The 26253-nt window shown below is 71.6% G+C and carries 24 protein-coding genes and 2 tRNA genes; 16 read left to right on the forward strand and 10 right to left on the reverse strand.

Going from position 1 to position 26253, the window contains the following annotated elements:
• Positions 1–174 precede the first annotated feature (174 nt).
• The 4 genes from ACFW5B_RS24440 to ACFW5B_RS24455 all read left to right on the forward strand — a co-directional run bounded on the left by ACFW5B_RS24440 (position 175) and on the right by ACFW5B_RS24455 (position 4127).
• A complete protein-coding gene (locus tag ACFW5B_RS24440) occupies positions 175–801 on the forward strand; it encodes a M48 family metallopeptidase (RefSeq protein ID WP_386443347.1) in 627 nt (208 codons plus the stop codon).
• 132 nt (positions 802–933) lie between these two features.
• Complete coding sequence (locus ACFW5B_RS24445; RefSeq protein ID WP_386443350.1) at positions 934–2649, forward strand: TerD family protein; 1716 nt, start codon at positions 934–936, stop codon at positions 2647–2649.
• 15 nt (positions 2650–2664) lie between these two features.
• Positions 2665–3348, forward strand: a complete 684-nt coding sequence (locus ACFW5B_RS24450) for an AIM24 family protein (protein WP_386443352.1) — start codon at positions 2665–2667, stop codon at positions 3346–3348.
• A 20-nt stretch (positions 3349–3368) separates the two neighbouring features.
• Positions 3369–4127, forward strand: coding sequence for an AIM24 family protein (locus ACFW5B_RS24455; RefSeq protein WP_386443355.1), 759 nt, complete (start codon positions 3369–3371; stop codon positions 4125–4127).
• 95 nt (positions 4128–4222) lie between these two features.
• Here the strand turns inward: ACFW5B_RS24455 and ACFW5B_RS24460 are convergent, their stop codons facing one another.
• On the reverse strand, positions 4223–4753 hold the full coding sequence (locus ACFW5B_RS24460) for an NUDIX hydrolase (RefSeq protein WP_386443358.1): 531 nt from the start codon (positions 4751–4753) through the stop codon (positions 4223–4225).
• Positions 4750–6213: a zinc-dependent metalloprotease gene (locus ACFW5B_RS24465; protein WP_386443361.1), complete on the reverse strand. Its 1464-nt coding sequence runs from the start codon at positions 6211–6213 to the stop codon at positions 4750–4752. Before ACFW5B_RS24465 ends, ACFW5B_RS24460 begins: the two co-directional genes overlap by 4 nt.
• A gap of 193 nt (positions 6214–6406) precedes the next feature.
• Between ACFW5B_RS24465 and ACFW5B_RS24470 the strand changes: the two genes are divergently transcribed.
• The 4 genes from ACFW5B_RS24470 to ACFW5B_RS24485 all read left to right on the forward strand — a co-directional run bounded on the left by ACFW5B_RS24470 (position 6407) and on the right by ACFW5B_RS24485 (position 9831).
• Entirely contained in the window at positions 6407–7558 is a 1152-nt protein-coding gene (locus ACFW5B_RS24470; RefSeq protein WP_386443364.1) for an SDR family oxidoreductase, read from the forward strand.
• A gap of 104 nt (positions 7559–7662) precedes the next feature.
• Positions 7663–8142, forward strand: a complete 480-nt coding sequence (locus tag ACFW5B_RS24475) for a molybdenum cofactor biosynthesis protein MoaE (protein WP_386443367.1) — start codon at positions 7663–7665, stop codon at positions 8140–8142.
• A gap of 270 nt (positions 8143–8412) precedes the next feature.
• A complete protein-coding gene (locus ACFW5B_RS24480; RefSeq protein ID WP_386443370.1) occupies positions 8413–8601 on the forward strand; it encodes a hypothetical protein in 189 nt (62 codons plus the stop codon).
• Between the two features lie 132 nt (positions 8602–8733).
• Positions 8734–9831, forward strand: a complete 1098-nt coding sequence (locus ACFW5B_RS24485) for a PDZ domain-containing protein (RefSeq protein WP_386443373.1) — start codon at positions 8734–8736, stop codon at positions 9829–9831.
• A 100-nt stretch (positions 9832–9931) separates the two neighbouring features.
• Here ACFW5B_RS24485 and ACFW5B_RS24490 read toward each other — a convergent pair whose 3' ends face one another.
• The gene (locus ACFW5B_RS24490) at positions 9932–10504 is read right to left on the reverse strand and encodes a PPA1309 family protein (RefSeq protein WP_386443375.1); all 573 of its coding nucleotides are present in this window, start codon (positions 10502–10504) and stop codon (positions 9932–9934) included.
• 127 nt (positions 10505–10631) lie between these two features.
• Here ACFW5B_RS24490 and ACFW5B_RS24495 point away from each other — a divergent pair, with 127 nt between their 5' ends.
• From ACFW5B_RS24495 to ACFW5B_RS24510, 4 genes are all read left to right on the forward strand, one after another.
• Positions 10632–13517, forward strand: coding sequence for a UPF0182 family protein (locus ACFW5B_RS24495; RefSeq protein WP_386443542.1), 2886 nt, complete (start codon positions 10632–10634; stop codon positions 13515–13517).
• A gap of 109 nt (positions 13518–13626) precedes the next feature.
• Positions 13627–13700, forward strand: a tRNA-Met gene (locus tag ACFW5B_RS24500).
• 208 nt (positions 13701–13908) lie between these two features.
• Positions 13909–15756, forward strand: a complete 1848-nt coding sequence (locus ACFW5B_RS24505; RefSeq protein ID WP_386443378.1) for a sel1 repeat family protein — start codon at positions 13909–13911, stop codon at positions 15754–15756.
• A 151-nt stretch (positions 15757–15907) separates the two neighbouring features.
• Positions 15908–15981: transfer RNA gene (locus tag ACFW5B_RS24510), tRNA-Met, on the forward strand.
• Positions 15982–16347: 366 nt separating this feature from the next.
• On the opposite strand, the gene ACFW5B_RS24515 is transcribed toward ACFW5B_RS24510, so the two are convergent.
• The gene (locus tag ACFW5B_RS24515; RefSeq protein ID WP_386443381.1) at positions 16348–16767 is read right to left on the reverse strand and encodes a Fur family transcriptional regulator; all 420 of its coding nucleotides are present in this window, start codon (positions 16765–16767) and stop codon (positions 16348–16350) included.
• 161 nt (positions 16768–16928) lie between these two features.
• Here ACFW5B_RS24515 and ACFW5B_RS24520 point away from each other — a divergent pair, with 161 nt between their 5' ends.
• Positions 16929–18392, forward strand: a complete 1464-nt coding sequence (locus ACFW5B_RS24520; RefSeq protein ID WP_386443384.1) for a catalase — start codon at positions 16929–16931, stop codon at positions 18390–18392.
• 164 nt (positions 18393–18556) lie between these two features.
• Here ACFW5B_RS24520 and ACFW5B_RS24525 read toward each other — a convergent pair whose 3' ends face one another.
• Positions 18557–18958, reverse strand: coding sequence for a cyclic nucleotide-binding/CBS domain-containing protein (locus ACFW5B_RS24525; protein WP_386443545.1), 402 nt, complete (start codon positions 18956–18958; stop codon positions 18557–18559).
• A 150-nt stretch (positions 18959–19108) separates the two neighbouring features.
• Entirely contained in the window at positions 19109–19912 is an 804-nt protein-coding gene (gene hisN, locus ACFW5B_RS24530) for a histidinol-phosphatase (RefSeq protein WP_386443387.1), read from the reverse strand.
• 176 nt (positions 19913–20088) lie between these two features.
• On the opposite strand from hisN, the gene ACFW5B_RS24535 reads away from it, so the two are divergent.
• Positions 20089–20805: a TetR/AcrR family transcriptional regulator gene (locus ACFW5B_RS24535; protein ID WP_386443390.1), complete on the forward strand. Its 717-nt coding sequence runs from the start codon at positions 20089–20091 to the stop codon at positions 20803–20805.
• Between the two features lie 57 nt (positions 20806–20862).
• On the opposite strand, the gene ACFW5B_RS24540 is transcribed toward ACFW5B_RS24535, so the two are convergent.
• The 4 genes from ACFW5B_RS24540 to ACFW5B_RS24555 all read right to left on the reverse strand — a co-directional run bounded on the left by ACFW5B_RS24540 (position 20863) and on the right by ACFW5B_RS24555 (position 24628).
• A complete protein-coding gene (locus tag ACFW5B_RS24540; protein WP_235466456.1) occupies positions 20863–21186 on the reverse strand; it encodes a multidrug efflux SMR transporter in 324 nt (107 codons plus the stop codon).
• Between the two features lie 176 nt (positions 21187–21362).
• On the reverse strand, positions 21363–22370 hold the full coding sequence (gene rsgA / locus ACFW5B_RS24545; RefSeq protein WP_386443394.1) for a ribosome small subunit-dependent GTPase A: 1008 nt from the start codon (positions 22368–22370) through the stop codon (positions 21363–21365).
• 14 nt (positions 22371–22384) lie between these two features.
• The gene (gene aroA, locus ACFW5B_RS24550) at positions 22385–23749 is read right to left on the reverse strand and encodes a 3-phosphoshikimate 1-carboxyvinyltransferase (protein ID WP_386443397.1); all 1365 of its coding nucleotides are present in this window, start codon (positions 23747–23749) and stop codon (positions 22385–22387) included.
• Between the two features lie 165 nt (positions 23750–23914).
• Entirely contained in the window at positions 23915–24628 is a 714-nt protein-coding gene (locus ACFW5B_RS24555) for a M50 family metallopeptidase (RefSeq protein WP_386443399.1), read from the reverse strand.
• A 35-nt stretch (positions 24629–24663) separates the two neighbouring features.
• Between ACFW5B_RS24555 and ACFW5B_RS24560 the strand changes: the two genes are divergently transcribed.
• Both ACFW5B_RS24560 and ACFW5B_RS24565 read left to right on the forward strand, forming a co-directional pair.
• Positions 24664–25497: an SOS response-associated peptidase gene (locus ACFW5B_RS24560; RefSeq protein ID WP_386443402.1), complete on the forward strand. Its 834-nt coding sequence runs from the start codon at positions 24664–24666 to the stop codon at positions 25495–25497.
• 89 nt (positions 25498–25586) lie between these two features.
• The gene (locus ACFW5B_RS24565; protein WP_386443405.1) at positions 25587–26234 is read left to right on the forward strand and encodes an alpha/beta family hydrolase; all 648 of its coding nucleotides are present in this window, start codon (positions 25587–25589) and stop codon (positions 26232–26234) included.
• Positions 26235–26253: the final 19 nt, after the last annotated feature.

Below are 26253 nucleotides of genomic sequence, written 5' to 3' on the forward strand. Positions count from 1 at the left end.
CCCCCTGTCGTTCGTCGTCCGGCCCTCAGCATGCGCCCCGCGGCGGATCGGTGCGGAAGTTATCCACAGGCGGGCGGCAATGGTCGTACAAGCGGTGCACGCCATGGAGTGGTTCGCCGGCGAACCGTCCGCGGGGCGGGACTTCCCGCCGCGCCAGCGGGTAACGTCGGGCGCGTGCCCGCCGACCCTCCCGCCCACGGCTCAGGGGAGACCCCGCTGCGCCGCGCCGCTGACACCTCGCGCGGGGCCGCTCCCGGCCCCCCGGCCCGCGGTCCGGGCACCAGCGCCGTCGAGGTGCGCCGCAGTTCCCGTCGGCGCAGAACGGTTTCCGCGTACCGCGAGGGCGATCGCACCGTCGTCCTGATTCCGGCCCGTATGTCCGAGGCGGAGGAGCGGCGCTGGGTCACCGTCATGCTGGACAAGCTCGCCGCCCAGGAGAGCAAACGCATGCTGGGCGACGGCGAGCTGGCCGAGCGCGCCGAGCGGCTGTCCGGCCAGTACCTCGAAGGCCGGGCCCGCCCCGCCTCGGTGCGCTGGGTGACCAACCAGAACACCCGCTGGGGATCGTGCACCCCGGCCGAGGGCAGCATCCGCCTCTCGCACCGCCTCCAGGGCATGCCGGAGTACGTCGTCGACTACGTCCTGCTGCACGAACTCGCCCATCTTCTGGTCCCCGGCCACGGCCCGCAGTTCTGGCGCCTGCTGGAGTCCTACCCCCGTACGGAACGCGCCCGTGGCTATCTCGAAGGGGTCGTCGCGGCCGACCGGTTGCCCCGGCTGCCCGTCGCCCGCGGCGAATGACGGTGCGACGGCGGATGACGGTGCGAACGGGCCGAACATCCGCCGCGCCCCGGCATCGCCCGCTGTCGGCGCCAGCGGTTAGCCTGGCCGCTCAGGAGAACTCACAGCGGGAGCGGGGGACGGGCGTTACGTATGGCCAGGGAATTCCAGCGGGGCCACAAGGCCAAAATCAGTGATCTGACGGCGGGAACGGATCTGTACGTCGGTGTGCAGATCGCCGGACCCGGCCTGACCTTCGACATCAGCTGCTTCGGCCTGGACGCCGACGAGCGGCTCTCCGACGACCGGTACTTCGTCTTCTTCAACCAGCCGACGTCGCCCGAGGAGTCGATCCAGCTGCTCGGTGCGCAGGCCGGTGACAGCGAGTCGTTCCGGGTCACCCTCGACAAGATCCCGCCGCACATCCAGAAGCTCTCCTTCACCGCCGCGCTCGACGGCCCCGGCCAGGTCTCGCAGATCGGCCCCGGCTACCTCCGGATCGTGGCCGGCGGCGAAGAGGTCGCCCGCTACTCCTTCACCGGCAGCGAGTTCAGCACCGAACGCGCCGTCATGCTCGGCGACTTCTACCTCAAGGACGTCTGGCGGTTCGCCGCGGTCGGCCAGGGCTTCGACGGCGGCCTCGAGGCGCTGCTGAAGAACTTCGGCGGCGAGGTCGCCGAAGAGGACGGGGCACAGACCGAACCGCCCGCCACGGCCCAGGGCGTACCGGGCTTCGCCCCGCCGTCCGGACCGGCCGCTCCCGCGCCCTCCTTCGGGGTGCCCGCCGAGGCGCCCGCCCCACAGCCCGCCCCCGCGTTCGGCCCGCCCCAGGGTGCGCCGCAGCAGGCGCCCCCGGCCGCACCCCAGCCCACCGCCCCGCAGGTGCACAACGCGCCCACCCTCGCCGCGCCGATGGCCCCGCCGGCCGGCGGCCCGGTCCCGCCGCCCGGTGTACCCGGCCAGCAGCCGCCGGCCCCGTACGGCCAGTCGGCGCCCGGTCAGGACCCGTACGGCGCACCGCAGCCCGCCCCCGGCGGCCACCCCGGTCAGCCGGCCCCACAGGCACCTCCTTACGGGCAGCCCGCGCCGCCGCCCGGTGGATACGGTCCGCCGCAGGGCCGGCCCGCCCCCTACGGCCAGCCGGGACAGCAGCCCCCCGGCGCCCCGTACGGCGGCGGCCAGGCGCCGGCCGTCCCCCAGGGCGGCGGTCCCGGCCTCGGCGTCGTACTGGACAAGTACAAGGAAGCCCCCACCGGTCAGCGCTGGACTCCGCAGAACAGCAAACTGATCCGCGTCGACCTCGGCGTCGACGGCCAGCCGGTGCTCGCCCGTCAGGGCAGCATGGTGCTCTACCAGGGCAAGGTCGACTTCGGCTACAAGGGCGCCGGTTTCCGCGGCCGGATCGTCGGCAACGCCACCGGCCAGGAGATGCAGCTGATGCGCTGCACCGGCCAGGGCCAGGTCTTCTTCGCGGAGAACAGCGCCCATGTCCACCCCATCGAGCTGCAGGGCGACGCCATCTGTGTGTCCGCCGAAGCCGTCCTCGCCTTCGACGAGTCGCTGCAGCACGAGGTCCGCCGTATCGAGGGCCACGGCATCCCCGGTGGCGCGCTGTTCACCATGCAGTTCCAGGGGACCGGCACCCTCGTCGTCAAGACCCAGGGCACCCCGGTCGTGCTGCCGGTCACCCCGACCACCTTCGCCGACGCCAACGCCATCGTGGCCTGGTCCGCCGCCTCCCAGGTGATCATCTCCAGCCAGGTGAGCGTGCGCCGGCACGCCTACCCCGGCCACTCCGGGGAGACCGTGAACCTCCAGTTCCGCGGTGCGCCCGGCAACTTCATCGTCGTCCAGCCCTACGAGGTCTGAGGGAGCCCGCACGTCATGAACCAGCAGCAGCTGTCGGGCTACGTCCCGACCCCGCCCGCCGCCCGCATGGAGAACCACGGCAACGCCATGGTGAAGATCGCCATGCAGAGCGGCCAGGACGTCTTCGCACGCACCGGCTCGATGGTCGCCTACGAAGGCTTCGTCCAGTACGAGCCGAACCCGCCCGCCGTCCGCCAGATGGCCTCCCAGTGGCTCACCGGCGAAGGCGCGCCCCTGATGAAGTGCTCCGGCGACGGCCTGCTCTACCTCGCCGACTACGGCGCCGACGTCGTCTGCATCAACCTCAACGACGACGCGCTCTCCGTCAACGGCACCAACCTCCTCGCCCTCGACGCCCACCTCCAGTGGGGCGTGCAGCGCGTCAAGGGCATGGCGAAGTTCGCCGGTCAGGGACTCTTCAACGTCCAGATCTCGGGCACCGGCTGGGTCGCCCTGACCTCCCGGGGCACGCCCATCGTCGTCGACTGCGGCCGCGGCGAGGACGAGACCTATGTGGACCCGGACGCCCTCGTCGCCTGGTCGACCAACCTGAAGATGAAGGGCAAGCGCAGCTTCAAGGCGTCCTCGATGATCGGGCGCGGCAGCGGCGAGGCGTACCAACTGGGCTTCTCCGGCCAGGGTTTCGTCGTCGTCCAGCCCAGCGAGGACAGCACCGACCGGCTCCGGGCCCGGGGCTGAGGGGGAGGACCGAACACGCCATGCAGAGTCCGCTTTTCGCCTTCACCGAGGCACAGACCCAGGACCGCTACGCCCTGCAGAACGAGCAGTTGCTGCGGGTCGCCCTCCAGGGCCACGAGGACGTCCTCGCCCGTAAGGGCACGATGGTCGCCTATCAGGGCATGCTCGAATTCGACGGCAACTACCAGACGCCGGGCCAGCACCGGACCCGCGCGTACTCCGGCGAGGGCCTCGATCTGATGCGCGTCTCCGGGCAGGGCACGGTCTATCTGGCCAACCTCGCCCAGTACGTCCACGTCGTCGACGTCGACCACGACGGCCTGACCGTCGACAGCAGCTATGTCCTGGCGCTGGACTCCGGCCTCCACTGGGACGTCGTCTCCGTCGACAGCCAGTACGGGATCTCCGGCACCGGCAAGTACCAGCTCAACATCTCCGGACGCGGCAAGGTCGCCCTGATGACCTCAGGCCAGCCGCTGATGCTGCAGGTCACGCCGGACAAGTACGTCAGCGCCGACGCCGACGCGGTGGTCGCCTGGTCCGCTTCGCTGCGCGTCCAGATGCAGGCGCAGACGCACTCCTCGGGGGTGCTCCGCAGGCGTGGCAACACCGGCGAGGGCTGGGAGCTGAGCTTCCTCGGGCAGGGCTACGCGCTGGTCCAGCCCAGCGAGCTGCTGCCGCCGCAGAACGCCGTCATCGGCGCCGGTGTGGCCGCCCAGTACGGCATGGGCCAGCAGGGCGCCCGGGGGCAGAACCAGGGCAACATCTTCACCAACTGAGCCCGCCGGCCCGCCGGCCCGCCGGTCCACCGCTGACGCGCCTCCGGCGCCCGCTCCCGGGAAGGGACGGGCGCCGGAGCCGTTGCCGCTGCCCGCTAGAGCAGCGCGCGGGTGCGCTCCATCAGGCGCACCACCGAGTCATCGGCGACACCGGGCACCTCGTCGTAGGCGAACCACCGCAGGTCCAGCGACTCGTCGCTGATCTCCGCCACCGCGTCCGCGGGCGCCAGCGCCGCATACTGCACGTCCAAATGCCAGGCGCAGGGCGTGAGATGACGGTCCAGCCGCACCGGGCCGCCGGGCAGCAGCGTCAGCCCCCGCGCGATCCCCGACTCCTCACGCGCCTCCCGCAGCGCCGCGTCGGCCAGCGAGGCGTCCTCCGGCTCACAGTGGCCGCCCATCTGGAGCCACATCTCCAGCTTGCGGTGCAGGGTGAGCAGCACCCGCCCGCCCGCCGGATCGATCACCAGCGCGCTGGCCGTGATGTGCCCGTCCTTGCAGGGCTTCCACATGCCGTCCTCATGGGCGGCGAGATGATCCAGGTACGTCAGCCGCAGCTGATCCTGTTCCGGGGACGGCGCGGGCCACTCCTTGAGCACCCGCGCCGCGTCCTCACGCAGACTCACTTCTCGCCGTCACCCTTGCTCTCGCCGGGGGCCTCGTCCGGGCCGTCGTTCTCCCGGGCCGGCTTGTCCAGATCCGGCTTGCCGCCGCTCGCGGCCTCGCCGAGCATCTTGTCGAGCTCGGAGAAGTCCAGCTGCTCGTGGTGCACGAACCCGTCCGGGTCGTCCAGATCGGCCGCCGTCGGCAGCATGTCCGGGTGCTCCCACAGGCCGTCGCGGCCCTCCAGGCCCCGCGCGTCCGTCAGCGACGCCCACAGCCGCGAGGCGTCCCGCAGCCGCCGCGGACGCAGCTGCAGACCGATCAGCGTCGAGAACGTCTGCTCGGCGGGGCCACCGCTCGCCCGGCGCCGCCGCAGCGTCTCACGGAGCTTGTCCGCCGACGGCAGATGCGGCTTGGCGGCGGCGTGCACCACCGCGTCCACCCAGCCCTCGACGAGCGCCAGCGCGGTCTCCAGACGGGCCAGCGCCGCCTTCTGCTCCGGGGTGTCCTCGGGCTGGAACATGCCCTGCTGAAGGGCGTTCTGCAGCTCCTCGGGGTGCTGCGGATCGATCTGGCCGACCACGTCCTCCAGCTTGGTCGTGTCGACCTTGATGCCGCGCGCATAGCCCTCGACGGCACCGAACAGATGCGAGCGCAGCCACGGCACATGGGCGAAGAGCCGCTGGTGGGCGGCCTCGCGCAGGGCCAGATACAGCCGCACCTCCTCCTCCGGGACGCCCAGGCCCTCGCCGAACGCGGCGATGTTCCCGGGCAGCAGCGCGGCCTTGCCGGCCGGTCCGAGCGGCAGTCCGATGTCCGTCGAACCGACGACCTCGCCGGCCAGTACGCCCAGCGCCTGGCCGATCTGGGTGCCGAACATCGCGCCGCCCATGGAACGCATCATCCCGAGCAGCGGGCCCGCCATGGCCTGCATCTCCCCGGGCAGCACATCGCCCATGGCCGCCCCGACGCGCTCGGCGAGCGGGTTGACCAGGTCCTTCCACACCGGGAGGGTCTCCTCGACCCACTCGGCGCGGCTCCAGGCCACCACCGAGCCGGAGCCCGACGGCAGCGACGTCACACCGTCCAGCCACAGGTCCGCCAGCCGCACGGCCTCCTCGACCGCACTGCGCTCACCCGGCGACAGGCTCGCGTCCTTGCTGCCGTCCTCGGCACCCTGCGCGACGGTCTGCCGCGCGATGTCCTTGGCCATGTCCCAGTTCACCGGGCCGCCCTCGTAGGAGAGCATCTGGCCGAGCTTCTGGAAGGCGGCTCCCAGGTCTCCAGGGTTCATCGCGCCACCGGGGCCGCCCATGCCGCCGAAGAGCGCCGCGAACGGATTGTCCGCGCCGCCGCTCCCGCCGCCGAACCCGAAGGGGTCCGCGGGGCCCTGGCTACCTCCCTGGCCGCCCTTCTTCTTGCCGTTGTCGCCGTCCTCCGGCTCCTCCGGCGGAAGGCCGAATCCAAATGGGGTGTCACTCACGGGGTTCCTCGGCTCGTAGGGCCGCCGACCAGGTGGCCGACGGCGGCTGCCCGACATCACCTCCAGCGTAGACACCCGGGACCGCTTCGGGGCTCGGTGCTTCGCTGTCCCGGTGGCTGCGGCAGGATGGACGCCACCTGGTGCGTACGCATGACCACACGTTCGCACTGAAGACAACCGCTGGAGACGCCCGGTGAGTTCCCCAGATCCGACCGTTCGCGCAGCGCGAAACGCTGCGGCACAGACCGAGAAGGCAGGCAGTAACGCAGGCGGCAGCACGGACCGGCCGCTGCGCCGGCCCGTCATCGCCGTCACCGGAGCCGCGTCCGGAGTCGGGGCGCTGCTCACCCGCGCCCTGGTCGCATCCGACGAGGTCAAGGAGGTGGTGGCGATCGATGAGCGCCGCGGCGACATCGCCGAGGCGCACTGGCACGTCCTCGACGTGCGGGACCCCGCCATCGCCGACAAGCTGCGCGGTGCCGACGTCGTCGTCCACCTGGCGCTCGACCTCGACCTGGAGACCGACGCCACCGCCCGCACCGCCTACAACGTGCGTGGCACCCAGACCGTGCTCACCGCCGCCGCGGCCGCCGGTGTCCACCGGGTGGTGCTCTGCACCTCCGCCATGGTCTACGGGGCGCTGCCCGACAACGACGTCCCGCTGGCCGAGGACGCCGAACTACGGGCCACCGCGGACGCCACCGGGGTCGGCGACCTGCTGGAGATCGAGCACCTGGCGCACCGCGCGCCCCGCGCCCACCCCGGCCTGAACGTCACCGTCCTGCGCCCCGCGGTCCTGGTGGGCGGCACCGACACCGCGCTCACCCGCTACTTCGAGTCGCCCCGCCTCCTGGTCGTCGCCGGCTCCCGCCCCGCCTGGCAGTTCTGCCACGTCGAGGACCTGGTCAGCGCCCTGGAGTACGCCGCCCTGGAGAAGGTCGACGGCGAGCTGGCGGTGGGCTGCGACGGCTGGCTGGAGCAGGAGGAGGTCGAGGAGCTGTCCGGTATCCGGCGCATGGAGCTGCCGTCCTCGGTCGCCCTGGGCGCCGCCGCCCGGCTGCACCGCATCGGCCTGACGCCGTCGCCCGCCGGGGACCTCGCGTACACGATGCACCCCTGGGTGGTCAGTGGCAGCCGGCTGCACGACGCCGGCTGGCGGCCCCGCTGGACGAACGAGGAGGTGCTCGCCGAGCTCCTGGAGGAGGTCGCCGGACGGCACACCGTCGCCGGCCGCAGGCTCGGCCGCAAGGACGCCACCGCCGCAGGTGCCGCCGGTGCCACCGTCGCCCTCCTGGGTACCGCCGCGCTGGTGCGGCGCGCCCGTAAGGCCCGCCGCCGCATCTGAGCCGGAACCGGGGCCGCCGGGCTGGAGGAGTCTCCATACGGCGGCCCGGATGACCGGCGGATACGGTCATTCCCGCGGCTCCTCCGGTACGGCACGATGGGGGTATGTCTGGCACGCCCTTCTCTTCGTCCCCCGGCCGCTACCACCCCGGTGAGCGGGCCGCGGCGGACCCGGTCCGGCTCCTGGAGATCCGCGACACCCCGCTGTCCGTGGACGAGGTGTTCGCGGCCGTGGGAGACGCCGCGGCCGGCGGCACGGCCCTCTTCGTCGGCACGGTCCGCTCACACGACAACGGCGCCGACGTCGACGGCCTGGGCTACTCCGCGCACCCGACGGCCGAGGCGGAGATGCGCCGGATCGCCGAGAAGGTGATCGCCGACTTCCCGGTCCGCGCGCTGGCCGCCGTCCACCGGGTGGGCGATCTGCGCATCGGCGATCTGGCCGTGGTCGTCGCGGTCTCCTGCCCGCACCGGGGCGAGGCCTTCGAGGCCTGCCGCAAGCTGATCGACGACCTCAAGCACGAGGTGCCGATCTGGAAGCACCAGACGTTCGCTGACGGGACCGAGGAATGGGTGGGGGCGTAGCCCCGTCTTCTGAGGGTGGAGGTCGGGCGACGGGCGGTAGGGCGGGGGCGTATCCGCCCGTTTTCCCGTGCGTGAGCGCGCTTTCTCCGGGCAGGCGAAAGAAGAGCCGGGGCGGACGGCGTCACGGAATGACCATCTCCGTAGGGGAGGCCGAACCGGTGCCTTGAGTTCCGGTTGCGTAACCCGCCCCCTGGCATGAGCGTTGACCCAGCAGATGGTTAATCTGCTTATTCGTCGATCGCGGTCGTAAAAGGGGTTGGGAGGTCGCTGATGGGTGCGCTTCTCTGGTTGCTGATTCCGGTTGGGGCCGGGCTGGTTGCCGCGGTGTGGAGCAGTTGGGCCCTGCGGAATCGCAAGACCGGGGACGTGGCGGAACTCGCGGGTTATGCCCGGTTCCGGGATGCCATGGAGAAAGAACATTCCGTTTCCGATCCCGCATCGGAGCCGGAGCCGGTCTGATTCGCCCATTCGCCGTTTCTGCGCGGAAGTCATCGCCACCCTCCGGGGTGGCGATTGTCTTGTGGCCGCGGTCCGGCCTCGTACGGACGGCCCCGCGGGCCGGTTGTCATACCCGTCCCGTACTGTCGTTCCATGCCACGCCGCACCGCGACGCTGCTCGCCTCGATCCTGATGTTGATCGCGCTGCTCTGCGCAGGGGTGCTGATCCCCGTGCCGTACTCCGAGATGTCTCCGGGGCCGACGGTCAACACCCTTGGTGATCATGACGGCGAGCCGGTGCTGCAGATCTCCCAGCGCAAGACGTATCCCACGACCGGCCACCTCAACATGACCACGGTCCGGGTCACCGGCCCCGACTACCGCATGAACCTCTTCGAGGCGGTCTACGGCTGGCTCGACCACGACAACGCCGTGGTGCCGCACAAGACGCTCTACCCCGAGGGGCAGACCGCCGAGCAGGCCGACCAGGAGAACGCCGAGGAGTTCAGCCAGTCCCAGGAGAGCGCCAAGGCCGCCGCCCTCCGGCAGCTGCACCTCCCGGTCGCCGGACAGACCGTGGTCGGCTCCGTCGTCAAGGACAAGCCCGCCGACGGGCGGCTGCACGCCGGCGACGTGATCAAGGCCGTGGACGGCACGGCGGTCAAGAAGACCAGCGACGTCGCCAAGCTGGTCACCGAGCACAAGCCGGGCGAGAAGGCGGTGTTCACGATCATCCCCGCCAAGGAAGCGGCCGCGGCGGAGAAGCGGGGCAAGACGCCGCAGTCCGGCGTCAAGCAGGTCACGATCGCCACGCAGAAGGCGGAGGACGGCCGCGCCATCGTCGGCATCCAGGCCGGGATGGACCATGTCTTCCCGTTCCCCATCGACGTCAAGCTGGCCGATGTCGGCGGCCCGAGCGCCGGGCTGATGTTCGCGCTCGGCATCGTCGACAAGCTCACGCCGGGGGACATGACGGGCGGCAAGTTCGTCGCCGGCACGGGCACCATCGACGACCAGGGCAAGGTCGGCCCGATCGGTGGCATTTCGATGAAGACGGTCGGTGCGCGCGACAAGGGCGCGGAGTTCTTCCTGACGCCCAAGGAGAACTGCGCCACGGCGGCCAAGGACACCCCCAAGGGGCTGACCCTGGTCAAGGTCGGCACCATAGGCGACGCCGTCAAGGCGTTGGAGAAGATCCGTAAGGGTGACACCGCCGGCCTGCCGAGCTGCAGCCCCGCAGGCCGGTCCTAGAAAGCGCTCGCCCCGGGGCCTGCCTCATCGGACAGGCCCCGGAACCCCGGGAGCCGGACGCGGACCGTCCGGCCCGGTGAGGGGCTCCGGAAGCCCGCGATCAGGCCTCGAACGTCGCGGCCAGCGCGTCCGCGAGACCCGGCACGAGTGCCGAGCCGGTGAGGACCTCGGACGTGGAGTCCTTCTCGCGCAGCCGCAGCGCCGACTCCCGGCGGCCGTCCCGCAGCACGGCCACCGTCATCCGGACCTCCTGGCGGTCCGGGTGCTTGGCGACCCACTTGGCGAGCTGCGCCTCGTCCATGCCCGCGGGCTCGGACTCCTCGGCGGACGGCGGCAGCATCAGCCGCTCGACGGTCAGGGCGCAGCCGGTGACGGCGTCGGGCCAGGCGATGGTGGCCAGGAACTCGTCCAGCGGGACGCCCGCCGGGATCTCGTCCTGTTCCACGGGGGTCAGGGACGCGGAGGTGGAGTCGTCGATGCCGAGCTGGGCGGCGAGCGAGGGCTCCTGCGCACGCAGCTTGGCGGTGTCGACGAGGGCGAACAGTCGGGCCGGCTGATCCCAGCCGAGCCCGGCGCTGTACTCGTCGATTTCGAGTACCGCGCGGGTCAGAGGGTCGGCGGCGAGCGGGGTGCCGGCAGCGGGAGAGCCAGGAAGGTCAGTCATGCTCAACATCGTGCCTTGTGTACCCCGGAAAGCGGGAACTGAGTAAAGCCTTCGTAAGTTGCATCGGTGGGTCCTACTATCGCCGGGCCTGCTCCACACGACAGCGAACTTCGAGGTGCGCACCTTGGCTTTCCAGATGCCGGACCGCGGCGGAGGCCCGACAGGGCCACGGATCAGAGTCGGCCGACCATCGCGGCGGATCCGGACCCTGCTCATGACGTTGGGTGTGCTGGCCGTACTGGCCATGCTCTTCGTGATGTTTGCGGGGTTTTGGACGGATTGGCTCTGGTATCGATCGGTCAAGTACTCCTCGGTCTTCACCACCACCCTGTGGACCAAGATCGGCCTGTTCTTCTCCTTCGGCGTCCTGATGGCCGTGGCCGTTGGCGTCAACATCTGGCTGGCGCACCGGCTGCGGCCGCCGCTGAGCGCGATGTCCATGGAGCAGCAGAGCCTGGACCGCTACCGGATGAGCATCGCGCCGTTCAAGAAGTGGGCGCTGATCGCGATCACCGCGGTGGTCGGTCTGATCGCCGGAGCCTCCGCCTCCGGCGAGTGGCGCACCTGGCTGCAGTGGGTCAACGGCGTCCCGTTCGGCACGAAGGACCCGCAGTTCGGGATGGACGTCGCGTTCTACGCGTTCGATCTGCCCTGGTACCGCTTCCTGTTGAGCTTCGGCTTCGCCTGCGCGGTGCTGTGTCTGGTCGCCGCGGCGCTGACCCACTACCTCTACGGCGGGCTGCGGCTGACCAGCCCCGGCTCGCGGGCGACGGCGGCGGCGACCGGCCATCTGTCGGTGCTGCTGGGGATCTTCGTCTCGCTCAAGGCGATCGCGTACTGGCTCGACCGGTACGGCCTCGCGGTCAAGTCCAGCGGCCTGAAGTCGGCCGACAACTGGACGGGCCTGCGGTATGTCGACGCCAACGCCTATCTCCCGGCGAAGACGATCCTGTTCTTCATCGCGGCGATCTGCGCGGTGCTGTTCTTCGCCACCCTCTGGCGGCGGACCTGGCAGCTGCCGGTGATCGGCTTCGGCCTGATGGTGCTCTCGGCCGTCCTCATCGGCGGGCTGTACCCGGCGATCGTGCAGAAGTTCCAGGTGCAGCCGAACGAGCAGGCCAAGGAAGCGCCGTACATCAAGCAGAACATCAAGGCGACCCGGGACGCGTACGGCATCCAGGACTCCGAGGTCACGCCGTACAAGGGCGATTACCGGCCCACCGGCAAGGCGGACAGCCGGCGGCTGCGCGACGACGCCGACACCACGGCCGCCATGCGGCTGCTCGACCCGAACGTGGTCTCGCCGGCCTTCCAGCAACAGCAGCAGGTGCGCGGCTACTACCAGTTCCCGTCCACCCTGGACGTCGACCGCTACAAGGACAAGGACGGCGCCGAGCAGGACACCGTCATCGGTCTGCGTGAGCTGAACATCGCCGGTATCCCCGAGCGCAACTGGATCAACGACCACTTCAAGTACACCCACGGCTACGGCGCGGTCGCCGCCAAGGGGACGGAGGCCGCCGAGGGCGGCGGTCCGAAGTACACGGAGTCGGATCTGCCGGCCAAGGGGCAGCTCGGCTCGTACCAGCAGCGGGTCTACTACGGCGAGAAGACCTCGCAGTACTCCATCGTCGGCGGTCCGCAGAAGGAGCTGGACTACTCCGACGACAGCGGCGAGAAGAGCTACAGCTACCGGGGCAAGAGCGGCGTCAACCTCGGCAACCCGGTCAACCGCGCCGCGTACGCGGTGGCGTTCGGGGAGCCGCAGATCCTCTACTCCGGCGCGATCGGCGACGGTTCGCGGATCCTGTACAACCGCACGCCCAAGGAGCGCGTCGAATCCGTCGCCCCCTGGCTGACCATCGACGGCGACGCCTACCCGGCGGTCGTCGACGGCCGGATCAAGTGGATCGTCGACGCCTACACCACCAGCAACGGCTATCCGTACGCCTCGCGCACCACGCTCGGGGACAGCACGGCCGATTCGCTCACCGACGGCCAGCGCGCGGTGGTGGCCCAGCAGAACCAGGTCAACTACATCCGTAACTCCGTCAAGGCGACGGTGGATGCTTACGACGGCTCGGTCAAGCTCTACCAGTGGGACGAGAAGGACCCGGTCCTCAAGACCTGGATGAAGGCCTTCCCCGGCACGGTCGAGAAGAAGGGCGCCATAAGCCCGGCGCTCAAGGAGCATCTGCGCTACCCGCAGGACCTCTTCAAGGTGCAGCGTCAACTGCTGACCACGTACCACGTCAAGGACCCCGGCACCTTCTACACCGGCTCCGAGCGCTGGCAGATCCCGAACGACCCGACGACCAAGTCGGGCAACGCGGTGCCGCCGTACTACCTGAGCATGAAGATGCCGGACCAGAAGAACCGCACGTTCTCGCTGACGACGACCTTTACGCCCAACAAGCGCGACAACCTCGGTGCGTTCATGGCCGTCGACGCCAATGCGACCAGCGGCGACTACGGCAAGATCAGACTGCTGAAGCTGCCGTCGGAGACGCCGGTGCCCGGCCCGCAGCTGGTGCAGTCGAAGTTCAACTCCGATCCGACGATCGCCAATGAGCTGAACATCCTCAAGAAGTTCGGCGACTCGGAGATCGAGTACGGCAATCTGCTGACCGTGCCGCTGGACGGCGGACTGCTCTATGTCGAACCGGTGTATCTGCGCGGCGCCAACACCAACTACCCGCTCCTGAAGAAGGTGTTGGTCAGCTACGGCGACAACAAGCCCGTCCTGGAGGACTCCCTCAAGGACGCGCTGGATGTGGTCTTCGGCAAGAAGGCGCCCAGTGCGGGCACCGAGCAGCCGCCGGGCGGCGGCGACACCGGCCAGCCACCGTCCGACCAGACGGTGCAGCAGGCCCTCGCCGATGCGCAGAAGGCCTACGAGGAGGGTGAGAAGGCGCGCGAAGGCGGCGACTGGGCCGGTTACGGCGAGGCCCAGAAGAAGCTGAAGGCGGCGCTGGACCGGGCGGCGAAGGCGTCCGAGAAGGGCGGGAAGCCGGGCAGCTGAGCCGGCGTCCGTATCTCCCGGCCCTGTGGCCGCCGGTGCGAACCGGTGGCCACAGGGCCGCGTCGGTGCGGGAGCCGCCCGCCGCCGTGATACCTTGAGTGCACAACGACGCGGGGTGGAGCAGCTCGGTAGCTCGCTGGGCTCATAACCCAGAGGTCGCAGGTTCAAATCCTGTCCCCGCTACGAAAGACGAAGGCCCGGATCCTCCTGGATCCGGGCCTTCGTCGTGTCTGCGGACCGATTTCCCGGGCAAAGGCCGGGTCGTACGGCGCATGTGGGGAAGGTGTGTGCTTGAGTTTGGGAAGTCGTTGTGTCGGGAAGTCGACAAACCGCTGAAGTGACCTCACTGGTGCGGTATACCAGGTGTACGCGGGTTACAGGTGATGCGACGATGGGGCTTATGGGGGACAAGGCAAGGTTGTTGGAGACGGACCGGTTTGTGCAGGCGCCCGACGACGGGCGCGAATCCGACCTGCAGCTGGACGCGATGGAGGCCGCGGAGGCCGCCGAGGCGTCCGATGCCGTGACCGAGACCGGCCACCGCCGGGCCGCCGCGGCGGGCGACACCGCCGCGATGAGCGCGCTCGCCGCGATGCTGCTGCGCCGCGGTGACCTCGACGGCGCCGAACCGCATCTGCGTTCCGCGGCCGCCGCCGGTGACCGCGCCGCGGCCAACAACCTGGGCGTCCTGCTCCATCAGCGGGGCTACGGGGACGAGGCGGCCGGCTGGTGGCGGATCGCCGCCGTCGCCGGTTCCGCCGCCGCCGCACACGCCCTCGGGCGCCACTACCGCGAGCGCGGTGACGAGCCGTCAGCCGAGTACTGGCTGCGCCAGTCCGCCGAGTCCGGCCACTGCCTGGGCGCCTACGCACTCGCCGACCTCCTGGAGCACCGTGGGGACATCGGCGCCGAGCGCTGGTTCCGGACGGCCGCCGAGCGCGGCCACCGTGAGGCCGCGTACCGCCTCGCCCGGCTCATCGAGGACGGGCGCGACGCGGACCACCGCGCGGTCCCGGCCTACGGGGAGCTGAAGCAGCAGGCGGAGGCCGAGCAGTGGTACCGCCAGGCCGCCGCGCGCGGCCACCGGCGGGCCGCCCTGCAGCTGGGCGCGCTGCTGGAGGAGCGCGGTGACGTCCAGGAGGCGGGGCGCTGGTACCTGTCCGCCGCCAAGGACGGGGAGGCGCGCGCCGCCTGTGCGCTGGGCTTCCTGCTGCGGGATGCGGGGGACGAGGAGAGCGCCGCGGAATGGTGGCGGCGGGCCGCCCAGGACGGCGATGGCAACGCTGCCAATGCGCTGGGCGCGCTGCACGCCGACCGCGGTGAACTGCAGACCGCCGAGCGCTGGTACCGCGTCGCCCTGGACGCCGGCGACGTCAACGGCGCCTACAACATCGGGCTGCTCTGCGCCGAGCAGGGCCGGGAGGGGCGCGGCGAGCAGTGGTACCGCCGGGCCGCCTACGCCGGGCACCGCGAGGCCGCCAACGCGCTGGCCATCCTGCTGCTCCAGCGCGGCGACGCCGCGGGGGCCGAGCCGTGGTTCTCCAAGGCGGCCGAGGCGGGCAGTGTGGACGCCGCGTTCAACCTCGGCATCCTCTTCGCCGGGCGGGGTGCGGAGCGTACGGCGCACACCTGGTACGAGCGGGCGGCAGCGGCCGGGCACACCGAGGCGGCGCTGCAGGTCGCCATTGTGCAGCTGCGGGACGGTGAGCTGCAGGACGCGGAGCGGAATCTGCGTTGTGCGGCCGGCGGCAGTGCCGAGGCGGCCTTCCGGCTCGCGGATCTCCTTGACCGCAAGGCGACGACCGCGGGCGAGGGGGTGGCGGACAGCGAGCGCGCGGCGGACGACGAGAGCATGCAGTGGTACGAGCGAGCCGCGCGCCAGGGGCATCGCCGCGCTCAGGTCCGGATTGGCATGTTCGCGGCGGCTCGCGGGGAGACGGTGGAGGCCGCCGAGTGGTACCGCGCGGCGGCCGAGGCCGGCAGCCGTAACGGCGCCTTCAACCTCGGGCTGCTGCTGGCCCGTGAGGGCAGCCTTCCGGAGGCCGCCCTGTGGTGGCAGCGCGCCGCCGAGGCCGGGCACGGCCGGGCCGCCCTCCGGCTGGCGCTACTGGCCGCCCGGCGCGGTGCGCTCGCGGAGGCGCAGAGCTGGTGCGCGCACGCCGTGGAGCTGGGACCGCCGGAGGTGGCGGAGCGCGCGGCGCGGCTGCGTACGGCGCTCCAGGAGGAGCTCAGCGCCTAGCCGGCGCCCCGACGGCGTCCGGGGCCCGGGACCGGCCCACCCGGCGGTCCCGGGTCCGCCCGGTGGCTCCCGGGGCCTCAGGCCGCTCCCGGGCCCCGCGGAAGGAATTTGCGCTGGTCGTCGCGCCGGGGTTAAAGTGTGGACACAACGACGCGGGGTGGAGCAGCTCGGTAGCTCGCTGGGCTCATAACCCAGAGGTCGCAGGTTCAAATCCTGTCCCCGCTACTGAAGACGAAGGCCCGGATTCTCTTGAGAATCCGGGCCTTCGTCGTGCTCGCCCTTTTTGATGCCGCTGTCCGTGGCCGGATGCCCGACGTACGCCCGGACTTCCCGCTCGTCCCCGCGAAGCCTCGTGGCCGAAAAGCGTGGCTCGCCAGCGATGTGACGGCCCGACAGATTTGGGGTGGAGGCGGACGGGGCATGGCTGTGCGGTGTGTGCGGAGGTGGGGGTGTGGTGTGGTGGCGAGGGTGCGGGCCGGTGGGTGCGGGGGCGCGCGAAGGAGCCCGCGGCCGGGTGGGCGCGGGCTCGGTGGGGCGCACGGCGGGAGCCGGTGTGGGGGAGGCCCGGACGGGGGCCCGCTCCCCGGGGTGTCAGGAGGCGGTGCTGCAGTCGGGGCACAGCCCGCGGTAGGTCACGGTGACCTCGGAGACCTGGAAGCCGTAGCGCTCCGGCTCGGGCAGGGCGGACAGCGGGTCGCCCTGGAGGTGGACGTCGCGGATCGTGCCGCACTGCGAGCAGACGAGGTGCTGGTGGTCGTGGTGGGCGTTGGGGTCGTAGCGCTTGGCCCGGCCGTCGGTGCTGACCTCAAGCACCTCGCCGAGCGACACCAGCTCGCCCAGGGTGTTGTAGACGGTCGCGCGGGAGATCTCGGGAAGCCGGTCGGACGCCCGTGCGTGCACCTCGTCGGCGGTGTAGTGGACGTGGTCCCCGTCGAGGACCTCGGCGACGACGCGTCGCTGCGCGGTCAGCCGCCAGCCGCGTCCCCGGAGCCGTTCAAGCAGGTCACTCATGCCATTCACCTATCAGTCAGATAGACCCAGGGTAGCAGTGGTCGTCCATCACCGGATTGTGTACGAGTTTCACCCTCTTCTTGACTTAGACATTGTCCAATGTAGGATCGTGACCGGCGCAAGCCAAGGGCAGGTGGAGAAGATATTTTCAGGAGGCGCACGTGTCGGTAGAGAGCACCGTTGGACCGCTGACCACGGAGTCCGGGGCTCCGGTCGGGGACAACCAGAACAGCGAGACGGCAGGCGTCGGCGGCCCCGGCCTCATCCAGGACCAGCTCCTGATCGAGAAGCTCGCGCACTTCAACCGTGAGCGCGTCCCGGAGCGCGTCGTGCACGCCCGTGGTGCCGGTGCGTACGGCACGTTCACGGTGACCGCGGACGTGACCGCGTACACCCGCGCCGGTTTCCTCTCCGAGGTCGGCAAGCAGACCGAGACGTTCCTGCGCTTCTCCACCGTCGCGGGCAACCTCGGTGCCGCCGACGCGGTGCGTGACCCGCGCGGCTTCGCGCTGAAGTTCTACACCGAGGAGGGCAATTACGACCTCGTCGGCAACAACACCCCGGTGTTCTTCATCAAGGACGCCATCAAGTTCCCGGACTTCATCCACACCCAGAAGCGCGACCCGTACACCGGCTCGCAGGAGGCGGACAACGTCTGGGACTTCTGGGGCCTGTCGCCCGAGGCCACCCACCAGGTCACCTGGCTCTTCGGTGACCGCGGCATCCCCGCCTCGTACCGCCACATGAACGGCTATGGGTCGCACACCTTCCAGTGGAACAACGAGGCGGGCGAGGTCTTCTGGGTCAAGTACCACTTCAAGACCGACCAGGGCATCAAGAACCTCACCCAGGACGAGGCCAACAAGCTCGCCGGTGAGGACCCGGACAGCCACCAGCGCGATCTGCGCACGGCCATCGAGCGGGGCGAGTTCCCGACCTGGACCGTGCAGGTGCAGATCATGCCCGCGGCCGAGGCGGCCCAGTACCGCTTCAACCCCTTCGACCTGACCAAGGTCTGGCCGCACGAGGACTATCCGCCGATCGAGATCGGCAAGCTGGAGCTCAACCGCAACCCGCAGAACATCTTCGCCGAGGTCGAGCAGTCGATCTTCTCCCCGCACCACTTCGTGCCGGGCATCGGCCCGTCCCCCGACAAGATGCTGCAGGGCCGTCTCTTCGCCTACGGTGACGCGCACCGCTACCGCGTCGGCATCAATGCCGACCACCTGCCGGTCAACCGCCCGCACGCCACCGAGGCGCGCACCCACGGCCGGGACGGTGTGCTCTACGACGGCCGTCACGCGGGCCAGAAGAACTACGAGCCCAACAGCTTCGGCGGTCCGGCCGAGACCGGCCGCCCGCTGTGGGAGCCGGCCGCCGTGACCGGCCCCACCGGCGAGCACGCCGCGCCCTCGCACGCGGAGGACAACGACTTCGTGCAGGCCGGCAACCTCTACCGGCTGATGGCGGAGGACGAGAAGGAGCGCCTGATCAACAACCTGGCGGGCTTCATCTCCCAGGTCTCCCGCGACGACATCGCCCAGCGGGCGGTCGAGAACTTCCGCAAGGCGGATGCGGACTACGGCAAGCGGCTGGACGCCGCGGTCCAGGCCCTGCGCGGCTGAACGTGCCGCCCCCGGTGCGGCTGAGCTGCCGTCCCGTTGGCGGCGCGCCGTAGGGGCTGCTCAACTGCCGCTTGCCGTAAGAGGCGAAGAGGCCGGATGCCAAGGGGCTCCGGCCTCTTCGCACGGGCGGTGCCAGGGCGTTCGCGCCCGGCGCCGGCCGCGTTTCAGGCGGGTACGGCGCGGGCCCGCTCCGTGGCGGCCGACCAGCAGCGGATGATGTCGCGTACGGAGACCACGCCGACCGGTTCCTGGTCGTTGAGGACGATCAGATGGCGGAAGCCGCCGCGTACCATCGCGTCCGCGGCATCGTCCAGGGTCCAGTCCGGAGCGGCGAAGACCACGTCCGGGGTGGTGTGCGTCTGGGCGGTCTCCCGGTCGGGATTCTCGCCCGCGCCGAGGGAATTGAGGATGTCGCGCTCGGTGAGGATGCCGATGCCGCAGGTGTCGCTGTCGAGGACCACGGCCGCGCCGAGGCGGCGGGCCGCCATCAGCTGTGCCGCCTGGCGGAGGGTGTGAGCGGGCCCGATGGTGAGGAGCACCGTGCTCATGGCGTCTTTGACGTACATGGGCATGGAGTGGAGCCACCTCCTTGGTGAATGTGCTTGCGAAGGGATTCACAAGTTCACAAAGTGGGGGATTCTCATGTTCACATGCCTCCGTCGATGCAACAAGGGGCAACCGCTGAACGGCCGTTCGAATGGGTGCCCCGTTGCAGGTCAGTGCGGGGAGTCGCCCAGGTAACCCAGCAGATCCTCGTGCAGCAGACCGTTCGAGGCCGCGGCGTTGCCGCTGTGCGGGCCCGGCTTGCCGTCCAGGCCGGTGAACTGCCCGCCGGCCTCGTTCACCACCACCGCGCAGGCCGCCATGTCCCACAGCGACAGCTCCGGCTCGGCGCAGATGTCCACCGAACCCTCGGCGATCATCATGTACGGCCAGAAGTCGCCGTAGCCCCGGGTCCGCCAGCAGTCCCGGCTCAGGTCGAGGAAGCCGGGCAGCTTGCCGCGCTCCTCCCAGCCGGTCAGCGACGAGTACGCGAATGAGGCGTCCTGGATGCGGCCGACCTGGGAGACGTGCAGCCGGGTAGCGGAGGTCAGGCTGCGGCCGGTGAAGGCGCCCAGGCCCTCGGCGGCCCACCAGCGGCGGTTGAGGGCCGGTGCCGAGACGATGCCGACCACCGGGCGGTCACCGCCCTCGCCGCGCTCCATCAGCGCGATCAGCGTCGCCCAGACCGGGACCCCGCGGACGTAGTTCTTGGTGCCGTCGATCGGGTCGATGATCCAGCGGCGCGGACCCGCGCCCTCACTGCCGAACTCCTCGCCGAGCACCGCGTCCCGTGGCCGGGCCCGCTGCAGCTGGCTGCGGATCAGCTCCTCGGCGGCCTTGTCCGCCTCACTCACCGGAGTCATGTCCGGTTTGGTCTCGACCTTGAGGTCGAGGGCCTTGAAGCGCTCCATGGTGGCGGCGTCCGCGGCGTCCGCGAGAACATGGCCGAGACGAAGATCATCGTGGTAGTCGGGCATGGGCGAACAGTATCCATTGGTATACGCCGGAGTCACACGGCCGTGCGCCGCCCGGCGTGTGGCGGCCCGCGCGGCGCCGGTGGGCCCCCGCCGCGGTGACCCTTGACAGTATCTGGCGGTGCGTCAATTCTGTGCGCACACCGGTCACCCGGGGCCGGCGGCCGGGGAGGCGACGGATGCCCTCAGCGCGTGAATCCCTGCTGGACGCGGCGTACACGGCGCTGACCGAACGGTCCTGGGCGGCCGTGCGGATGGTCGATGTGGCGGCCGCCGCCGGGGTGTCCCGGCAGACGCTCTACCACGAGTTCGGCAGCAAGGAGGGGCTGGCCCGCGCCCTCGTCCGCCGGGAGACCGACAACTACCTCGCCGGGGTCGACCGCGCGCTGTCCCCGGGCTCCCCGGCCGCCGGTGCCCGGCGGGACGCGGCGGGCCGGGTGGCGGCCGCAGCGGCCTGGACACTGCGGACCGCCCGCACGAACCCCCTGGTCAGGGCCGTACTGACCGGCTGCTGGAGCGACCGCCTGCCGGCCCCCTCGGTGCCGGCTGCGGAGGCCGCGCCGCCACCGGCCGTCCGGCCCGGCATCCCCGCGCAGCGGGCCGCGCCGCCGGGCGACGGGCCGCTGCCGGGCCCCGCCGAGCTCGTCGGCCGGTTCTGTGACCGGGCGGTGGCGGCGCTGGAGCCCGACTGGCCCGAGGAGCAGCTGCCCGCCCTGTGCGCCGCCTGCGAGACCGCGGCGCGGCTGACCCTGGCGTGTGTGGTCGCCCCGGTGACGCCGGGACGCGCGACGGTACGGCGGTCACGCCGGGAGCTGGAGGCGGAGGCGGTGTCGCGGCTCGTACGGGGCGCCTTCGCCGGGATGCCGGCCGGTGGGCGGCGGGGGGAGCGCCGCTGACGCGGTATCACGGCCGGGCGGGCGGGGCGCCGGACGGCCGGGGAGCGCGGCGCCGGCTCAGTGCGCCGACCCCGACAGCTGGAGTCCGACCACCCCGACGATGACCATCGTGATGGAGACGATCTTCAGGGTGGAGACCACGTCGCCGAGGAAGACCATGCCGTAGATCGCCGTACCGGCCGCACCGATGCCGGTCCACACCGCGTACGCCGGGCCGACGTCGAGTCTGCGCAGCGCCAGCGTCAGCAGACCGAAGCTGCCGAGGGCGAAGGCCGCGAACGCGATGGTGGGGAAGAGGCGGGTGAAGCCGTGCGAGAGCTTGAGGCAGACCGCGAAGCCGGTCTCCAGGATCCCCGCCACCACGACCAGCAGCCACGCCATGTCCCATTGCCTCCGTCAGCCAGTGCCGTCCTAGTGCCTGTCTCAGGTGAGCGACAACGGGGCGTCAGAACCACTCCCCAGGGCCCCGTCCGGGCGATCAGGGCGTGAGGGACCACTGCGCCGACCTCGGTGTGATTATGCCGTTGCCTCGGACGGGCGGCGGCGAACTCCTGGAATCAGTCGCCCTCGCGTCGTTCCCGGGTGGCCAGAAGGCGGCGCAGGGAGTAGAGGCGGGCCGGATCGGCGTGGCCGTCGCCGACCCACTCGTCCAGCGCGCAGTCCGGCTCGTCGTGGCTGCAGGCGCGCGGGCAGTCCACCGTGCCCGGCTCCAGGTCCGGGAACGCGTGGATGACCCGGGCCGGGTCGACGTGGTGCAGCCCGAAGGACCGGACGCCGGGGGTGTCGATGACCCAGCCCGAGTCGTCCGGCAGCGGCAGCGCCAGCGCGGAGGTGGTGGTGTGCCGCCCGCGGCCGGTGACCGCGTTGACGTGCCCGGTGGCCCGGCGGCGCTCCGGGACCAGAGCGTTGACCAGGGTCGTCTTGCCCACTCCGGAGTGCCCGACGAACGCCGTCATCCGGCCCGCGAGCGAGGCCCTGATCCGCTCGGCGGCGCTGCCGTCGGCGAGTTCGTCGCGATTGGTGACGACGTACGGGACGCCGAGCGCGCCGTAGGACTCCAGCAGGGTGTCCGCGGACGCCAGGTCGGACTTGGTCAGCACCAGCAGCGGGTCGAGGCCGGCGTCGTAGGCGGCGACCAGACAGCGGTCGATGAGCCGGGGGCGCGGTTCGGGGTCGGCGAGCGCGGTGACGATCGCGAGCTGGTCGGCGTTCGCGACCACGACCCGCTCGAACGGGTCGTCATCGTCGGCCGTACGGCGCAGTGTCGAGGAGCGCGGCTCCACCCGGACGATACGGGCCAGGGTGTCCTTGGCGCCGGTCAGATCGCCGACGACGGCGACCCGGTCGCCGACCACCGCGCTCTTGCGGCCCAGTTCGCGGGCCTTCATCGCGGTGACCGTACGGCCCTCGATGAGACAGGTCAGCCGGCCCCGGTCGACGGTCAGGACCAGGCCCTCGCCGGCGTCCTCGTGCTTGGGGCGGCGGTTGGTGCGGGGGCGGTTGCCCTTGGGGTTGGGGCGGACGCGGATGTCGTCCTCGTCGGGGTTCTTTCCGTAACGGCGCATGGCGGCGTCTGCCCTCAGCCTCTCCGGGCGGACACGGCCGCCGGGTCGAGCATGTCCGTCCACAGCGCGGGGAAGTCGGGCAGCGTCTTGGCGGTGGTGGCGACGTTCTCCACCTGCACGCCGTCGACGGCCAGGCCGATGACCGCCGCGGCGGTGGCCAGCCGGTGGTCCTCGTAGGTGTGGAAGACCCCGCCGTGCAGCGGGCGCGGCCGGATGTGCAGACCGTCCGCGGTCTCGGTGACGTCGCCGCCGAGCTCGTTGATCTCCTTGGTGAGCGCGGCCAGCCGGTCGGTCTCGTGCAGCCGCAGGTGCGCCACCCCGCGCAGTGTGGAGGGGGAGTCGGCCAGCGCGGCGACCGCGGCGATGCCGGGGGTCAGCTCACCGACCTCGCTCAGGTCGACGTCGATGCCGTGGATACGGCCGCTGCCGGTGAAGGTCAGCCCGCGGTCGGTCAGCTCGCAGGAGCCGCCCATGGTCGTGAAGATCTCGCGCAGGGCGTCACCGGGCTGGGTGGTGTGCTCGGGCCAGTCCGGGATGGTGACCCGGCCGCCGGTGACCAGCGCCGCGGCCAGGAACGGCTGGGCGTTCGACAGGTCCGGCTCGACGACCAGATCGCGGCCGAGGAGGGCGCCCGGGGTGACCCGCCAGACGTTGGGCTCGCCGCCCGCCTCCGGGGTGTCCACCTGCGCGCCGACGCTGCGCAGCATGTCGACGGTCATCCGGATGTGCGGCATGGAGGGCAGCGCCGCGCCCACATGCCGGACCTCGACGCCCTGGTTGAAGCGCGGTGCGGACAGCAGCAGCGCGCTGACGAACTGGGAGGAGGAGGACGCGTCGATCTCGACCCGGCCGCCGTCCAGGCCGCCGCCGCCGAAGACCGTCATGGGCAGTGCGCCGCGCTTGTCGTCGTCGATCCGGGCCCCCAGGGCGCGCAGCGCCTCGATCACGCCGCCGAGCGGACGCTCGTAGGAGCGCGGGTCGCCGTCGAAACGGATCGGGCCGTCGGCGAGCGCGGCGACCGGCGGCAGGAAGCGCATGACCGTGCCGGCGTTGCCGACGTCGACGGTGGCCGGGCCGTGCAGCCCGGCCGGGATGATCCGCCAGGCCTCCCCGCCGCCGGGCGCTCCGGCGGCGTCCGCGGAGCTGGAGGAGGCGGTCTCCTCGATGCCGACGCCCAGGGTGCGCAGCGCCTCGGCCATCAGGAGCGTGTCACGCGAGCGCAGCGGGCGGCGCAGCCAGCCGGGCTCGGCGGAGAGGGCGGCCAGCACCAGGCCGCGGTTGGTGACCGATTTGGAGCCGGGCACGGTGACGGTGGCATCGACGGCCCCGGAGGCGAGGGGGGCGGGCCACAGGGCGGGATGAGTGGGGCTCTCGGTCATGCCCTTACTTTAATGGCTGGGCAAGGGTGCCGATCTTGATCAAAAGCGGCGCAACCCCTGGGAAACCCGGCAGCGGCGGTGTGCTCACGTGCCGGAGCGGCGTCCGCGGCGGACACGCCGGCCGGGCCGGTCGGCGAACCGCCCGCCCGCGCGCGGCGGTTGACGTCAGACACCCAGCAGCCAGCGCCCGCCGCCCGTCAGGCAGCACAGCGTCACCACGTGGAAGAGGCCGAGCCAGACGGCCGCCGGGACATGGGTCAGCCGCGCCAGCTGGTCCGGGTCGGAGTCCACCGCCCCTCCCCGCCGCCGCTTCCCCTGGAGCTCGAACGGCGGCCGCACCCCGCCCAGCAGCAGGAACCACACCACCAGATACGCGAACGCGGCCTGCACATCCGCCGTCGTCAGCCAGGAGACCAGCACGAACGCGGCGCCGGTGAGCACGACCGTGAGCACGCCGTACGCGTTCCGGATCATGACCAGCATCGCCAGGAGCAGCAGGGTGGCGCCCCACAGCAGGGCCGTGATGTGCCCGGCGGCCAGGAGCGCGGCGCCCGCGAGACCCAGCAGGGACGGGGCGATGTAGCCGGCCGCGGCGGTCAGCACCATGCCCAGACCGGTCGGCTTGCCCCGCGAGACGGTCAGGCCCGAGGTGTCGGAGTGCAGCCGGATGCCGTCCAGGCGGCGGCCGGTGAGCAGGGCGATCAGCCCGTGCCCGCCCTCGTGCGCGATGGTGACGGCGTTCCGCGACAGCCGCCAGGCCGTACGCGGAACGACGGCGCCCAGCGCGAGCGCCGCCGTGACGATCACCAGCCAGAGCGAGGGATCGGGCTGGGTCCCGAACACGCGGCTCCATATGTCCGTGAGGTGGTCGGTGTCCATGTCTCCCCTTCGTGTGGCATGGCAGTGTGGCACGCATGTGCGGTAGGTATGCAGCGAGTCGTCGCCCCGAGGACCTGGTGGGGACCTTCGGCGTTCAGCACTGGGAGCCGACGGAGACCCTGGCGCCGAGCTGGAACGTGGCGCCGACGGACCGGGTGCACGTGGTGCTGGAGCGTCCCCTCAAGGGCCCGGCGGCCGAGAGCTTCCCGCCGGGTGGTCCGGTGCGCCAGCTGCGGGCGCTGAAGTGGGGCCTGGTCCCCTCGTGGTCGAAATCACCTGAGGCCGCCGCGAAGATGATCAATGCGCGGGCCGAGACCGTGCACGAGAAGCCGTCCTTCCGGCAGGCCTTCGCGACCCGTCGGTGCCTGCTGCCCGGCGACGGATATTTCGAGTGGGTCACCGACGCCGCGGAGCGGCAGCTGGAGGAGCAGGGCCGGAAGAAGCGGCCCCGTAAGCAGCCGTATTTCGTGACGCCCGCGGACGGTTCCGTCATGGCGATGGCCGGGCTCTACGAGTTCTGGCGGGACCGGACGCTGCCCGCCGATCACCCGCTGGCCTGGTGGGTGACCTGCACCGTGGTCACCACCGAGGCCGAGACCACCCCGCTGGCCGGGGCGGACGGCGGGACGGGGCCGCAGTCGCTGGCCGAGATCCACCCGCGGATGCCGCTGGTGCTGACCCCGGACCGCTGGGACGCCTGGCTCGACCCGGCCCGTACGGACCCGGACACGGTGCGCGAGCTGCTGGTGCCGCCGCCGGCCGGGCTGATGCGGGCCCACCCCGTCCCGACCGAGGTCAGCAACGTCCGCAACAACGGGCCCGAGCTGCTCACCGAGCTCGACGGGCCCGAGGTGGGCACGCTGTTCTGAGCCGCCGTCGTTCCGGGCCGCGCGTCTCCGGTCCCGCGCCCGCCCGTGCCGCGCTGCCCTTCGCGCCGCGGGGCGGGCAGGATGGGCGTATGAGCACTGGGGCGAGGGAGACCGAGACGGTCGCGACACCGGCGGGCGAGGCCCGGATCACCTGGTACCGCGCGGCGGAGCCGGCACGGGCCGTGCTGGCGCTGAGCCATGGCGCCGGCGGCGGCATCGAGGCGCGCGACCTGCGGGCCCTGGCGGCCGCGCTGCCGGCCCGCGGCTACTGCGTGGCACTGGTCGAGCAGCCGTGGCGGGTGGCCGGCAAGAAGGTGGCGCCCGCGCCGAAGACCCTGGACACCGGCTGGACCGCGCTGTGGCCGGCGCTGGCGAAGCCGGGGCTGCCGGTGGTCGCCGGCGGCCGGAGCGCCGGGGCCCGGGTGGCCTGCCGTACGGCGCGTGAGCTGGGGGCCCGTGCCGTACTGGCGCTGAGCTTCCCGCTGCACCCGCCGGGCAAGCCGGAGCGGTCCCGGGCGGACGAGCTGACCGGCGCCGGGGTGCCGACGCTGGTCGTCCAGGGCGGGCGCGATCCGTTCGGCCGGCCTGCGGAGTTCCCGCCGGGGACGGAGATCACCGAGGTGGCGCACGGTGATCACGGCTTCGCGGTGCCGAAGACGGCGGGCGTCGGCGAGGCGGAGTCGATGGCCGTGATCACGGACGCGGTGGCGGGCTGGCTGGACGGGATGTTCGGCTGACGGTCCGGTGCGGGCCGGG

The organism is Streptomyces sp. NPDC058773 (assembly GCF_042746015.1).
In the GTDB taxonomy this organism is placed as follows: domain Bacteria; phylum Actinomycetota; class Actinomycetes; order Streptomycetales; family Streptomycetaceae; genus Streptomyces.

Coding starts and splice junctions, on each gene's coding strand:
- ACFW5B_RS24490 (WP_386443375.1), bottom strand. CDS start 10,504: ATGTTGAGCATGACTGACCTTCCTGGCTCTCCCGCTGCCGGCACCCCG.
- hisN (WP_386443387.1), bottom strand. CDS start 19,912: ATGCCCGACTACCACGATGATCTTCGTCTCGGCCATGTTCTCGCGGAC.
- aroA (WP_386443397.1), bottom strand. CDS start 23,749: ATGACCGAGAGCCCCACTCATCCCGCCCTGTGGCCCGCCCCCCTCGCC.
- ACFW5B_RS24540 (WP_235466456.1), bottom strand. CDS start 21,186: ATGGCGTGGCTGCTGGTCGTGGTGGCGGGGATCCTGGAGACCGGCTTC.
- ACFW5B_RS24555 (WP_386443399.1), bottom strand. CDS start 24,628: ATGGACACCGACCACCTCACGGACATATGGAGCCGCGTGTTCGGGACC.
- rsgA (WP_386443394.1), bottom strand. CDS start 22,370: ATGCGCCGTTACGGAAAGAACCCCGACGAGGACGACATCCGCGTCCGC.
- ACFW5B_RS24495 (WP_386443542.1), top strand. CDS start 10,632: ATGCCGGACCGCGGCGGAGGCCCGACAGGGCCACGGATCAGAGTCGGC.
- ACFW5B_RS24565 (WP_386443405.1), top strand. CDS start 25,587: ATGAGCACTGGGGCGAGGGAGACCGAGACGGTCGCGACACCGGCGGGC.
- ACFW5B_RS24505 (WP_386443378.1), top strand. CDS start 13,909: ATGGGGCTTATGGGGGACAAGGCAAGGTTGTTGGAGACGGACCGGTTT.
- ACFW5B_RS24445 (WP_386443350.1), top strand. CDS start 934: ATGGCCAGGGAATTCCAGCGGGGCCACAAGGCCAAAATCAGTGATCTG.
- ACFW5B_RS24525 (WP_386443545.1), bottom strand. CDS start 18,958: ATGTACGTCAAAGACGCCATGAGCACGGTGCTCCTCACCATCGGGCCC.
- ACFW5B_RS24485 (WP_386443373.1), top strand. CDS start 8,734: ATGCCACGCCGCACCGCGACGCTGCTCGCCTCGATCCTGATGTTGATC.
- ACFW5B_RS24560 (WP_386443402.1), top strand. CDS start 24,664: ATGTGCGGTAGGTATGCAGCGAGTCGTCGCCCCGAGGACCTGGTGGGG.
- ACFW5B_RS24535 (WP_386443390.1), top strand. CDS start 20,089: ATGCCCTCAGCGCGTGAATCCCTGCTGGACGCGGCGTACACGGCGCTG.
- ACFW5B_RS24455 (WP_386443355.1), top strand. CDS start 3,369: ATGCAGAGTCCGCTTTTCGCCTTCACCGAGGCACAGACCCAGGACCGC.
- ACFW5B_RS24450 (WP_386443352.1), top strand. CDS start 2,665: ATGAACCAGCAGCAGCTGTCGGGCTACGTCCCGACCCCGCCCGCCGCC.
- ACFW5B_RS24475 (WP_386443367.1), top strand. CDS start 7,663: ATGTCTGGCACGCCCTTCTCTTCGTCCCCCGGCCGCTACCACCCCGGT.
- ACFW5B_RS24515 (WP_386443381.1), bottom strand. CDS start 16,767: ATGAGTGACCTGCTTGAACGGCTCCGGGGACGCGGCTGGCGGCTGACC.
- ACFW5B_RS24480 (WP_386443370.1), top strand. CDS start 8,413: ATGGGTGCGCTTCTCTGGTTGCTGATTCCGGTTGGGGCCGGGCTGGTT.